The organism is Nonomuraea sp. NPDC048881 (assembly GCF_040649795.1).
In the GTDB taxonomy this organism is placed as follows: domain Bacteria; phylum Actinomycetota; class Actinomycetes; order Streptosporangiales; family Streptosporangiaceae; genus Nonomuraea.
In genome coordinates this window covers 163,121-174,272 of record NZ_JBEZGC010000020.1, presented here as the reverse complement: position 1 = coordinate 174,272, position 11,152 = coordinate 163,121, and the positions used below count along the sequence as shown (strand labels likewise).

Here is an 11,152-nt window from a genome sequence, read left to right as displayed (position 1 = left end):
GGCCGGATGGCGTACTACCGGCTGGAGGATCCGCACGTACGGATGCTGCTGGACCTGGCGCTGGCCCACACCGAGCACACCGAGGCCATCCACCCGGAGCGGGAGGGCGAGCGCTGATGGGCGTGGGTCACGGGCACGGGCACGCCGGGGCCCGGCACCGCTGGCGGCTGGCGGTCTCGTTCGTCCTGATCGGTGGATTCTTCCTGGTCGAGCTGGCCTACGGGCTGATCTCCGGGTCGCTGGCCCTGATGTCGGACGCCGGGCACATGGCCGCCGACGTCGTCACGCTCGGCGCGGCGCTGGTCGCCACCAGGATCGCCGCTCGCCCCGACACCACCGGCCGGCGCAGCTACGGCTCCTACCGGGCCGAGGTGTTCGCGTCGCTGCTGGCCGTGGTCCTCATGCTGGGCGTCGCCGTCTATGTGGTCGCCGAGGCCATCGGCAGGATCGGCGGCCCGGCCGAGGTGTCCTCAGGGCCGATGCTCGTGGTGGGCGCGCTCGGGCTGGTGGTCAACCTGATCGCCCTGTTCCTGCTGCGGTCCGGCGCCAGTGAGAGCCTCAACGTCAAGGGCGCGTACCTGGAGGTGGTGGCCGACACGGCGGGCTCGGTCGGCGTCATCGCGGCGGGGTGGCTGATCACGGCGACCGGTCAGGTGTTCTGGGACACGGTCATCGCGCTGGCCATCGGCGTGTTCGTCGCCGTGCGTGCGATCTCGCTCGGCCGGCAGGTGTTCGCGGTGCTCGGCCAGCACGTGCCCGAGGGCATGGACGCCTCCGTCGTGGCGGCCGACCTGGCGGCCATCGAGGGCGTGCGCGACGTGCACGACCTGCACCTGTGGACGCTGACCTCCGGCATGAACGTCGCCACCGCCCACCTCGTCACGGGCGACCAGAGCGACAATCACTCCGTCCTCGATCAGGCCCGTGACCTGTTGCGCACCCGTCATGGCGTCGCGCACGCGACCCTGCAGGTGGAGCCGGACGGCCACACCGGCTGCGACGAGGTCGGCTGGTAGCCGGCTACCTGGCCGGCCGTCCGGTAGAGCAGGGTCAGGCGGGGTTCGAGCACCCACCGCCCAACCCGGCCTGCCAGGACAGGTCGAACGCCTGGTGACTGGCCTTGCAGGAGAACGGGCTCAGCTTGGCCCGCGGAGCGACGTAGAGCGCCACGGCCGCCAGGACGCGACGGCGACCGGCCTGACCCAGCGCCTGCCGAGCAGGTCGAAGTGCTCCGGACGCGTCACGAGCCCGATGACGAAGAACGACATGAGCCCGAAGAGCCGCCGGAACGGCAGCGCCGGCAGGTGCCAGTTGAGCCAGGCCAGATCGATGATCGTCAGGCTCCGCTCTTGGTCCAGAGCGGTGCGGGGCTCGGCATGAGCGCGACCACCAGGAACTTGACGTTGTCGAGGAAGGGATCGCGCCTCTTGGCCCGCGACGCCTGCTGAGGGACGGTCACGAGGGGCCCGGATCGGACGTCCTCGTCCGTCCGGGGGCCGGGTCAGGTTCGTCGGCATGCGTCAGCCGGTCTGGGGCGACGTTCCGGCCGCGCCGCGGGCGGCGAGCATGTCGCGCATCAGCTCGATCTCCGCCTTCTGGGCGGCGAGTATCGACCTCGCCATGCGCCTCACCTGCGGCTGGCCGCTCCCCTGCGCTGCCTGAGCCATCTGCACGCCGCCCTGGTGATGCGGGATCATCAGGCGCAGGAAGAGGGTCTCCGCCTCCTTGCCGCTCGCCTGTTCCAGCTGCTTGAGCTGGTCGCGGGTGGCCATGCCGGGCATCTGGGCGGACTGCGGTCCCATGCCGGGCATCTGGGCGGACTGCGGTCCTATGCCGGGCATGTTCTGGTGGCCCTGACGCATCCAGGCCATGCGGGGTTCCAGCGACGCCTGGGGCAGGCCCCACAGGTCCAGCCAGGCGTACATCTGCCCGATCTGCTGCTGCTGGGTGGTCGCGATGTCGTAGGCGAGCGTCCTGACCTCGCGGTCGGTGGTGCGGTCGCGGATGATCAGTGCCATCTGGACGGCCTGCGCGTGGTGGGCCTGCATGTCACGGGCGAAGCCGGCCTCCAGCGACGCGTCCCCGGGCGGGCCCGCGTACCAGAGGCGGAGGCCGAGGCCGGACAGCGCGAGCGTCAGCACGGCGGCCACCGCCACCAGGACCCCGCGCCGCCGCGGGAACGCCGGGAGCCTCATGCCGACGGCTCCCCGATCCCGCCGCTGCAGGACGCGCCCGGCTCGGGCGTCCCGGGGCCGTTGATGTTGGCGCGCAGGAACGCCGTCAGCCGTGGGTCGTCGGCGCTGTCCAGCTTGAGCTGCTTGCCCCAGGCGCTGAGCACGACCGGCGCGGACAACCCCGTGTACGGCGACAGGACGACGAAGTCGCGTCCCTGGGCCTGCTGGTAGAGGATGTCCAGTTGGTCCTTCGGCAGCCCCGGCTGGAAGGCGATCCAGACGGCTCCGTGCTCCTGGCTGTGGACGACGTTCTCGTTGCGCAGGGGCTTGCTGTAGATGCCGCAGTTCTGCCACTCCGGCGCGTGGTCGCCGCCGACCGGCGGGGCCTGCGGGTAGCTGACGACCTTGTCGGTGTGGTTGCGGCTGCTCACGTTGGTCGTCTGGACCGCGTCCAGCGACCGTCCGGCCCGGTCGTCCAGGACGAACGCCGTGGCCGTCGCGGCCATCCCGGCGGCCGTGATCATCGTGGCGCTGATCATGACGACCCGTCGCCGGCGCTCCGCGCGCCGCTGCTCGGCCTGCAGCGCGGAGAGCCGCTCCTTCAGCGTGCCCTCGGCGTTCTTGCCCATCCGCTACCTCCGAACCCACGTGCTTCTACAGTTCGTAGAACTTCTACAGCACGTAGAATATGGATCCCGTAAGCGGATTCCGTCTCACTCATCCGGGGGGGCGCGCGGGCCGTGCGGTCCAGGATCTGCTGCTCCACCTTTCCGCTGGGCAGGTGGATGCGGTAGAGGCGGATGTTCCCCGGCGAGGAGACGGGGTTGTCTGGGCCGTAAGCGCTGCCGAGCAGTTGGTAGGCGTGGTCGGCGTGCAGCGCCATGCCCTGGAACGGCAGCCCGAGGGCGGCGCCGGGCTGCGGCAGGTCGGCGAGCGGGCGCAGGCCGCCGGGGGCCGTGCAACGCAGGTCCACGAGCCGGAGGCGCGGCTCGCCGGCCATCTTGTAGCGCAGCAGCAACAGGCCGGAGTCGGGATCGAGGGCCGGGGCGTTGCTCGTCGAGCCGGGCAGCGGCCGCCAGGTGGTCAGGCACCGGCTGCCCGAGGTCAGGACGGCGCCGTCGATGAAGGGGAAACGGCAGATGCCGCGGCCGTAGCCGGAGGCGGGGCCGGCGTCCCACTCGGTCCACAGCACGGGGTCGCGGCCCGCGGTCCGTTGCACGCCCAGGGCGCCGCCGTGCCCGAAACCCAGCAGGTACATCGCTCCGGTGAGGGTGCCGTCCAGGGACAGGCGGTTGAGGCACAGGTCGCCGCGCCGGGCGCGGTCGGCCTGGGTGCGGGCAAGGCGTTCTCCGTCCAGGCGGACGCCGCCTTCATGAGCTGGAGGGCGTACAGGTGCCTGTCGCGTTCGTCGAAGGCGAAGGACTGCAGCACGGTGCCGTGCAGCAGGCGTCCGCCGCGCAGCAGGATCCGGCCGGTCGAGGCGAGGCTTCGCGAGTCGGCCGTCGAGGGGGACGCCACGGCGGCAGGCGGTCCGGCGAGCGCGAGATCCATCGCGGCGGCCAGCGCGGCGATCGTGCCCGTACGCAGCGCCTCGCGACGGGTCGGCGGGGGCGGCCGAGGAGTCATCGGGTCATCCCGGGACGGAGGTGGTGGGCGGGACGGCCGCGACGAGGGCCACGGCGAGCGCGAGCGGGCGCACGAACGGGGGATTCACCAGGTCCTCCTGACGAGAGGGCGAACCGGCACGGTGTCACGCCGGGCGGACGCCTTGCCGGCGGGCTCTTCCGAGGCGACTCGGCCGCGGGCCACGCGGGGCTGAGTCCGTGCCTTCAGATCATGTGACGTGGTCGCCGTCGTGGCAGGTGACGGCCCAGTTCGCGGCCGTGTGGTCGGCAGCGGCGGAGGCGGTCGCCGCGACCGCGGCGTCGTCGGGCCGTGGTGAGTGATGGGTGGGGCCGTGCGGGTCCGGACAGTGCGGTGTCAGGCGTCGCGGGGCGCCGTTCTCGTCGAAGGCGTGGCCGCCGGGCGTGACGTGGTCGACCTGCAGCGTGGTGTGCCCGATGTCGTGGCGTTCGCGCAGCAGCCGTTCGACGGCCAGGCGGGCCGCGTGGCAGTCGGCGCCCGGAACGACCAGCACGTGCGCCGACAGCGCGGGATAGCCGGAGGTGACCTCCCAGATGTGCAGGTCATGCACCTCGACCACGGTGTCGATCGCGGCGATCTGGCGGCCCACCTCGGCCGGGTCCAGCCGGGCGGGAGCGGCCTCCATGAACACCCGTCCGGCGTCGCGGACCAGGCCCCAGCCGGCCTTCAGCATCAGGGCGGCGACCACGAGGGCGGCGATGGCGTCGGCACGGTTCCAGCCGGTCAGCCAGACGACCAGGCCGGCGATGGTGGTGCCGATGAAGGCGTACAGGTCGTTGAGTATGTGCTGGAAGGCGCCCTCGACGTTGAGGCTCGAACGGTTGGCCTTCGACAGCAGCCAGGCGGCGGCCACGTTCACGACGATGCCGGCCAGCCCGGTCGCCACCACGTACAGGCCCTCGACCGCGGGCGGCTCGACCAGGCGGCGCACGCCCTCGAAGGTGAAGTACGCCGCGAGCAGCAGCAGGGTGATGCCGTTGACCTGGGCGGAGACGATCTCGGCGCGCTTGAGGCCATAGGTGAAGCCGCCGCGCGGCGGCCGGGCCGCGATCCGCATCGCGACCAGCGCCAGCACGATCGCCATGGCGTCGGTGAGCATGTGCCCGGCGTCGGAGATCAAGGCCAGCGAACCCGCGATCACGCCGATCACCACCTCGACGGCCATGAAGCCGGCGATCAGCGCGAGCGCGCCGCGCAGGTGACGCCGGTCGGCGTCCGCGCTCACCCCGTGCCCGTGTCCGTGTCCATGACCGTGTCCGCGGGGGCCGTCGTCGTGACGGTGGTCGTGACCCTGCTGCTCAGACATGCCTGGAGCTCCTCGGAGGGTGGGCGACGTGGGCGATGGCCAGATGCAGCGGGGCTCGCAGCCCGTAACATCTGACTGGATGTTCATATGTACAGATGCTGGATGCTGTAGCCCCAGAGGTCAAGGACCTTGGTGGAGATCGAGCTTTACTCATGAACATCTGATCAGATGTTTAAACTTTCGGTAATCCGTCAACTACACAACGTGAAGTTCGCCGGTCAGGACTCCCACGACCTGGTCGCGCTCTACAGGTTCCCTTGCACCGGTGCAGCCACACGCACCCACCGAGTGAAAGGAACACCGATGACCGACCCCCACGACCACCCCACGGCTCCCTGCCTCCCCGGCACTGAGAACGACTGCGCCGACGATCACACCGCGACGACCGTGCAGGACCAGGGCTGCGACGCCGGTCACTGCCACGACGACCACGGCACGACCGCGTCCTAGCCGCCACGGCGGCCCGCCCCTCGGCGGTCGGGCCGTCGCCTCGCCCGCGCGGCCGATCCCGCTCCGGCTCGCCCATGGAGCGACGCCGGAGCGCCCCGCGCCCCGCCGAGTCACGACATCGAGACGACGGTGAAAGGTTGGACCAGTTCCTCATGCACGCCGAGCACGAAGACCACGACCATGACCGCGACCATGACCACGCCCGTGGCCTCCCCCTCCCCCACAGCCACGCCGCCCTCGACGGCGCCACCGCACCGCCGCTCCAGGCGGGGACGCCCGGCCGGCTCGCCCTGCTGACCGCCTCCGCGGTGCACCATCAGGTCTTCACGGTCGTCCGCCTGCGCTCCGGCTACGACCTGGCCGAGGTGGACGCCTTCCTCTCCCAGGTGGAGACCACGCTCAGCCTGCTCTGGCAGGACAACACCCAGCTTCGCGAACGCCTCGGCGCCGCCCCTCCCGTGAGCATGCCCACCGACGCCGGCGTGCTCGCGGCGGCACACCGCAGCGCCCAGGAAACCCTTGAATCCGCCCAGCAGGAAGCCCATCAGATCCTCGCCGACGCCCGTACCGACGCCGAACGACTGCGGCGCGAGGCCGCGTCGGCCGCCGACGCGCTGACCCGGGCCGCCCACCAGGCCCTTGACGAACAGCTCGACCGGCTCGAACGCGCCATCACCGACCAGGGCCGGAACCTGCAGCACAACCTGCACACCCAACTCGGCCACCTGCGCGCCGCCCTGGCCGACCTGGACGCCCACGGCCCCACGCCCGCCCACGGCGCCCACGACGCGGCCTCGCAGCGGCCGATCACCGTACATTCGCCCCCCTTCACCCGCGACCCGGCCGCCGGTCACTGACGGACGGCCTGGCTCGTCGGCTCGTGCCGTCCGTCGTCGCGGTGTCCCGACGCGACGACCGCCCACCAACCCCGCACCCTCGCCGGAAAGGCCGTGTCATGCTCGTGCCGCTCGGGGGATCGACGCCGCCATCAGTGCCCCTGCACACCCTGTCCGCCCTGAACGTGGAAGCCTCCGCCCCCGATACTGCCCTGACCGCCTGGACGACCTGGGCCGCCGTCGTGCTGGTGGCACTGTCCACGCTGGTCGGCGCCTCCCTGGCCCGCCGCAGGAACGCCACGATCAGCGTCTGGCTGGCCATCGCCTCGGCGCTGATGCTCATCACCGCCCTGGTCGACCTGCTGCCCGACGCCTGGCACGAAGCCGACGCCACCGGCGTGCCGCTGTGGGTCGTGGGTGTGGCCGGCGCGTTCGGCTTCCTGGTCATCACCTTCTTCACCCGTAAGGGCTGCGGGCACAGTCACGGTGACGAGGCCGGCGGCGGGCGGCACGCGCCCGGCCTGCACCGCCGGGTCCAGCAGGCGGTCAGCGCCGCCGTCTACGGCGGTGTGGGCACCGCGGCCGCCCTGTCGCTGCACCGCATGATCGAGGGGGCGACCCTGGCCTTGGCCGCGTCCGCCGTCGTGGTGGCCGCCCTGGTGATCCACTCGGCCAGTGAAGGGCTGGCCCTGACCGCCATGCTCGACCTGGCGCGCAGACCGGCCGTCCCCTGGCTCACCCTGTCCTGTCTGGCTCCCGCGGCCGGCGTCGTCCTGGCGACGGTGGCGCCGCTGCCCGCCCAGAGCGTGCCGGTGCTGCTCGGCATGGTGACCGGCGTACTGCTGCGTACCGGTCTCATCGGACTCACCATCGCCCGCGACAGCCGCCGCCTCACCCGCCGCCACCTCGTCCTCGCCGCCACCGCCGTGGCCGCCATCGGCGGCCTGCTGGTCACCACCCAGACCCTGCTCGCCGACGGTCCGCCGGCATCCTCCGCGCCGGTCGCCGCCGCCCGGGGCCTCGCCACCGCGCCGAACCCTCGAACGGCCGAAGCCGCACCGCCCCTCGATCCGTTGCCTCGGCAGACGTCCGAGGCCCAGCTACGCGCCGCCGTCACCGCCAGGCGGCTCACCCTCGAACAACTCCTGGCGCGCAGGGACGCCACCACCATCACCGCCGACGCCACCGCCCTCCTGCGCGCCCTGCCCGAGCACACCCCCGACCAGATCACGCGGACCCTGCGCCAGGCCAAGATCGATCCCGGCACCAGTGTCGGTGACCTCACCCTGCTGCAGCGCCACCTCCTGCTCACCTCACTCAGCGACGCGCTCCCCACCCCGCGCCCCTGAGACGACGCCTCGGCCCACCGGTCCGGCCGGTCAGGTTCGACGACATGTAGAAAGCGATATCGGCGACTCACCCCCCGTCCCGACCTGGATCGATAAGGCCGTCATGAGGAGCGGGCCCGGTTCCGGGATCAAGGGCTTAGCCGGGTCTTACGCCGGAGTTGGCACCGTGAGGCAGCAGAACTTGAGGGAGATGACAGATGAACGCGCACGAGCCTCACGAGCAGGACCCTGGAGCGCAGGGAAACGGCGGGTGGAGCCAGTTCGGCACCACGCCACCGACCGCCGGAGGCTTCCCCCGCCGTGACCCGATCGTCACGGAGCAGCCGCCGCCCCCGCCTCCGCCGGCGCCGACCTTGAAGGCCCGTTTCACCGCCGGCCAGAAGGCGGTGGCCGGGCTCGCACTGGCAGCGATGGCGATCGTCGGCGGGGTGGTCGGCGCCGTCGCGGTGAACTCCTTCCGGCCCGCACCCGTCGCCACCACCAGCCACGTGCCCAGCCCCGCCCTCAAGCCGGCCTCCGGGTCGCTCACCGTGGCAGACGTCGCGGCCAAGGTTCAGCCGACCGTCGTGATGATCCAGGGGCAGAGCGGCGAGGGCTCGGGCGTCGTGCTGTCGGCGGACGGCCTCATCCTCACCAACAACCACGTGGTCGAGGGTGCGAGCCAGGGCGGCGGGCAGATGAGCGTGAAGTTCAGCGACGGCAAGACGGCCAAGGCGAGCATCGTCGGCACCGATCCAGCCACCGACCTGGCCGTCATCAAGGCCGCGGACGTGTCCGGGCTGACCAAGGCGACGCTCGGCGACAGCGACGCACTCAAGGTGGGTGAAGCCGTACTGGCCATCGGCAGCCCCCTCGGCCTGGACGGATCCGTGACGGCGGGGATCGTCAGCGCGCTTGACCGTACCCTCACCACCGGCCCTGACCAGCGGCAGCAGCTCCCTCCCGGCTGGGGGCAGGAGCAGAGCCGGCAGAGCGCCGGCACGACGATCGGCGGCGCCATCCAGACCGACGCCTCGATCAACCCGGGCAACTCCGGCGGCGCGCTCGTCAACGCCGCTGGGGAACTGGTCGGCATCAACACCGCCATCGCCTCGAACGCCGCCGGCGGCGGTGTGGGCTTCGCCATCCCGGTCAACACCGCCAAGCAGGTCTCCGACCAGCTCATCGCCACCGGCAAGGTCCGCCACGCGGTCCTCGGGGTGAGCGTCACCGACGCGACCGGCGATGTGCCCGGCGCCCTGATCAGCCAGGTCATAGCGGGAAGCCCGGCGGAGAAGGCCGGACTGAAGCAGGGCGACCTGATCACGAAGATCGGCAACACGCCGGTCGACGCGGGCGAGACCGTCGTCGGACAGGTCAGAGGCGCCAAGCCGGGCCAACAGGTCAAGATCACTTATCTGAGGGACGGCCAGGCGCACGAGGTCAACGTCACCCTCCAGGAGAAGACCTGACCCGACATCCACGCTGGCCATTCAACGGTCACGCCTCCCCAGGGTTGGGCTCTGGCCAGTGATTCGGCGCCTGACAGCGTTCTCGGCACACTCCGGAGCCTCTCCCTGAAGGCAGGAAAGGCGAATCATCATGGCAGTCCTCCGCAGGAGCGCTCACGACAGCCTGCGCGTTCGCCAGGGCTCCGAATTTCTCGTCACCGAGGTGGCGGACGGCATGCCCACAGGCAGCCCTCGCCCAGGGCAGGACTTGGGAGGGGTGGGCGCTCCCCAGGATCGGAGCAGGGCCCAACGGCGTCGACATCGCCGGCGCCGTGCCTCCCGGCGGCCCGATCCACGTCCGCTACGAACTCTGGGACGCCGAGCCGGGCCTGCTCCCTGCCTGGGATCGTCTGTGGGAAGGCCGCTTCCACCTGGGAACCGGCCTCATCGGCATTGCTCAGCATTTCGCGGAGGAGTGGGATGAGTACGTCGAGTTCGACACGGGCGAGCGTGACAGCGCCTGGTCGGCTCGCGTGCTGAACAGGGTTCTGTCCAACCCCGAGGAGCCCGACTTTCCCGCCGACATCGTCGAGGTCGATCTCTACCGAGTGCAACTCTGGCCGCTCGTCACGGCATGAAGCGGTCGCGACAGAACCGCCGATTGAACGCGTAGAAGGCTCCGGTGCTCGGGAAGTCCTCCGAGCGCTGCGCCTGCCCCGGCGGGATAACCGAAGGACGCCTCTATGTCAGAGAGGCGAGGAGCCGGCCAAATGCTGTGAGATCCGCGCAGGTGATCGGATAGCCGTAGGTGGACGGCCGCTTGCCTTTGTTGACCTTCTTGGGAAAGTGACGCATGCCATCGGAATGCTTGGGCGCGTCAGGAATCCCTAATCCCGCCTCCGCCGGAAGTCGTGACAGGTCGGTCTCGGGGTGCAGGAAGACAGCGATGACGTTTCTCCCGCTCCGCTGCCGATCGAGATAGATGATGGCGTGGTCGCGTTTCAACTCACAGTAGTACTGCACGGGCTCGCGGAGCAGGATGAATCCGTGCTCGTGCGCGATGGCCAACAGGCGCTGTTCGAGATCCGTGAGCGGGTGCTCGTGTGCGGCCATTGTGCTCCTTCTGACAGGCGCAGCCTCGGACGTACCTCACCAGAAGCGGATCTTAACGGCCGACCACGCCCACCGCAGGAGCCGCCTGGGCCCGTGATCCGGACGTTCCTGGGTACGTCGAGCGGGCCCAGCTGAGGCACGGCTGACCCAGGCGTGCTGCGAGCTCTGCCTGGCACGGGGTGAATGCGGCAAGGCGTGGATGTCGGCGGTGCGGGGTTCTCAGTACAGTGTCGGGGTGGTGGGTGAGCAGCTGAGTGTGCGGGTGGACAGCTGGATCTGGTCGGTACGGCTCACCAAGACCCGTTCGATCGCGGCCGACGCCTGCCGGGGCGGTCACGTCCGGGTCAACGGGGTGCGGGTCAAGCCTGCGCACGCCGTACGGGTCGGAGACGAGATCCGGCTGCGGCATGACGGGCGCGAACGCATCGTGGTTGTCTCCCGTGCCATCACCAAGCGCGTCGGCGCCGCCGTGGCCGCCGAGTGCTACGTCGACAAGAGCCCTCCGCCCCCTCCCCGCGAGGAGACCGTGACGGTGGCCGTCCGGGCTCGTGGCGCGGGGCGTCCCACCAAACGCGAACGCCGCAGCCTCGACAAGCTGCTCGCGCGCCCGGTGGTGGAGGAGGAGCGACGGAGCGGCCGGGCACGCCCGGACTGACCACAGAGGTCCCGCCGTGCCGGATGCACGGAGGCAACCGCGCCTGTGCGGCATCCCGACAACGCGGCGGTGCGCTCGCACGGATGCGGCGAGGTCCCCACAGAGGTGCTGGAAGCCGCTGCCAGGGCCGGCTGGTGTCCTCGACGGCATCGCGCGAGCCCACCGTAGCCCGCTCCTCGGTCACGACGGACTGAC

13 protein-coding genes are annotated in these 11,152 nt (G+C 71.1%); 7 read left to right on the top strand and 6 right to left on the bottom strand.

Annotated features, from left to right (window positions below; all coding sequences use genetic code 11):
- The first annotated feature begins 116 nt into the window (after positions 1 to 116).
- Positions 117 to 1,016 (top strand): cation diffusion facilitator family transporter, encoded by a 900-nt coding sequence (locus tag AB0C33_RS43030; protein WP_358298962.1) that lies wholly within the window; start codon positions 117 to 119, stop codon positions 1,014 to 1,016.
- A gap of 320 nt (positions 1,017 to 1,336) precedes the next feature.
- Here AB0C33_RS43030 and AB0C33_RS43025 read toward each other — a convergent pair whose 3' ends face one another.
- The 5 genes from AB0C33_RS43025 to AB0C33_RS43005 all read right to left on the bottom strand — a co-directional run bounded on the left by AB0C33_RS43025 (position 1,337) and on the right by AB0C33_RS43005 (position 5,124).
- Positions 1,337 to 1,459: a hypothetical protein gene (locus AB0C33_RS43025; protein ID WP_358298960.1), complete on the bottom strand. Its 123-nt coding sequence runs from the start codon at positions 1,457 to 1,459 to the stop codon at positions 1,337 to 1,339.
- Between the two features lie 61 nt (positions 1,460 to 1,520).
- Positions 1,521 to 2,195, bottom strand: coding sequence for a DUF305 domain-containing protein (locus AB0C33_RS43020; protein ID WP_358298958.1), 675 nt, complete (start codon positions 2,193 to 2,195; stop codon positions 1,521 to 1,523).
- The gene (locus AB0C33_RS43015) at positions 2,192 to 2,803 is read right to left on the bottom strand and encodes a DUF3105 domain-containing protein (RefSeq protein ID WP_358298956.1); all 612 of its coding nucleotides are present in this window, start codon (positions 2,801 to 2,803) and stop codon (positions 2,192 to 2,194) included. The genes AB0C33_RS43020 and AB0C33_RS43015 overlap by 4 nt, the downstream gene beginning before the upstream one ends.
- Positions 2,776 to 3,432, bottom strand: coding sequence for a hypothetical protein (locus tag AB0C33_RS43010; RefSeq protein WP_358298954.1), 657 nt, complete (start codon positions 3,430 to 3,432; stop codon positions 2,776 to 2,778). Before AB0C33_RS43010 ends, AB0C33_RS43015 begins: the two co-directional genes overlap by 28 nt.
- Positions 3,433 to 4,008: 576 nt before the next feature.
- Complete coding sequence (locus AB0C33_RS43005) at positions 4,009 to 5,124, bottom strand: cation diffusion facilitator family transporter (RefSeq protein WP_358298952.1); 1,116 nt, start codon at positions 5,122 to 5,124, stop codon at positions 4,009 to 4,011.
- 303 nt (positions 5,125 to 5,427) lie between these two features.
- Here AB0C33_RS43005 and AB0C33_RS43000 point away from each other — a divergent pair, with 303 nt between their 5' ends.
- The 5 genes from AB0C33_RS43000 to AB0C33_RS42980 all read left to right on the top strand — a co-directional run bounded on the left by AB0C33_RS43000 (position 5,428) and on the right by AB0C33_RS42980 (position 9,827).
- Positions 5,428 to 5,574 (top strand): hypothetical protein, encoded by a 147-nt coding sequence (locus AB0C33_RS43000; protein WP_358298950.1) that lies wholly within the window; start codon positions 5,428 to 5,430, stop codon positions 5,572 to 5,574.
- A 137-nt stretch (positions 5,575 to 5,711) separates the two neighbouring features.
- Positions 5,712 to 6,431, top strand: coding sequence for a DivIVA domain-containing protein (locus AB0C33_RS42995; RefSeq protein ID WP_358298948.1), 720 nt, complete (start codon positions 5,712 to 5,714; stop codon positions 6,429 to 6,431).
- Positions 6,432 to 6,565: 134 nt separating this feature from the next.
- Positions 6,566 to 7,759, top strand: coding sequence for a hypothetical protein (locus AB0C33_RS42990; protein WP_358298946.1), 1,194 nt, complete (start codon positions 6,566 to 6,568; stop codon positions 7,757 to 7,759).
- A 197-nt stretch (positions 7,760 to 7,956) separates the two neighbouring features.
- The gene (locus AB0C33_RS42985) at positions 7,957 to 9,210 is read left to right on the top strand and encodes a trypsin-like peptidase domain-containing protein (protein WP_358298944.1); all 1,254 of its coding nucleotides are present in this window, start codon (positions 7,957 to 7,959) and stop codon (positions 9,208 to 9,210) included.
- 311 nt (positions 9,211 to 9,521) lie between these two features.
- Positions 9,522 to 9,827, top strand: a complete 306-nt coding sequence (locus AB0C33_RS42980) for a hypothetical protein (protein WP_358298942.1) — start codon at positions 9,522 to 9,524, stop codon at positions 9,825 to 9,827.
- Positions 9,828 to 9,930: 103 nt separating this feature from the next.
- Here the strand turns inward: AB0C33_RS42980 and AB0C33_RS42975 are convergent, their stop codons facing one another.
- A complete protein-coding gene (locus tag AB0C33_RS42975) occupies positions 9,931 to 10,302 on the bottom strand; it encodes a hypothetical protein (protein WP_358298940.1) in 372 nt (123 codons plus the stop codon).
- A 235-nt stretch (positions 10,303 to 10,537) separates the two neighbouring features.
- Here AB0C33_RS42975 and AB0C33_RS42970 point away from each other — a divergent pair, with 235 nt between their 5' ends.
- Positions 10,538 to 10,957 carry an RNA-binding S4 domain-containing protein gene (locus tag AB0C33_RS42970; protein ID WP_358298938.1) on the top strand — a complete coding sequence of 140 codons (420 nt, stop codon included), beginning with the start codon at positions 10,538 to 10,540 and terminating at the stop codon, positions 10,955 to 10,957.
- Positions 10,958 to 11,152: the final 195 nt, after the last annotated feature.

What these genes read in the sequence shown, in the direction of transcription:
- AB0C33_RS43030 (WP_358298962.1), top strand. Translation starts at nt 117, where the DNA reads ATGGGCGTGGGTCACGGGCACGGGCACGCCGGGGCCCGGCACCGCTGG.
- AB0C33_RS43020 (WP_358298958.1), bottom strand. Translation starts at nt 2,195, where the DNA reads ATGAGGCTCCCGGCGTTCCCGCGGCGGCGCGGGGTCCTGGTGGCGGTG.
- AB0C33_RS43015 (WP_358298956.1), bottom strand. Translation starts at nt 2,803, where the DNA reads ATGGGCAAGAACGCCGAGGGCACGCTGAAGGAGCGGCTCTCCGCGCTG.
- AB0C33_RS43010 (WP_358298954.1), bottom strand. Translation starts at nt 3,432, where the DNA reads ATGTACCTGCTGGGTTTCGGGCACGGCGGCGCCCTGGGCGTGCAACGG.
- AB0C33_RS43005 (WP_358298952.1), bottom strand. Translation starts at nt 5,124, where the DNA reads ATGTCTGAGCAGCAGGGTCACGACCACCGTCACGACGACGGCCCCCGC.
- AB0C33_RS43000 (WP_358298950.1), top strand. Translation starts at nt 5,428, where the DNA reads ATGACCGACCCCCACGACCACCCCACGGCTCCCTGCCTCCCCGGCACT.
- AB0C33_RS42985 (WP_358298944.1), top strand. Translation starts at nt 7,957, where the DNA reads ATGAACGCGCACGAGCCTCACGAGCAGGACCCTGGAGCGCAGGGAAAC.
- AB0C33_RS42975 (WP_358298940.1), bottom strand. Translation starts at nt 10,302, where the DNA reads ATGGCCGCACACGAGCACCCGCTCACGGATCTCGAACAGCGCCTGTTG.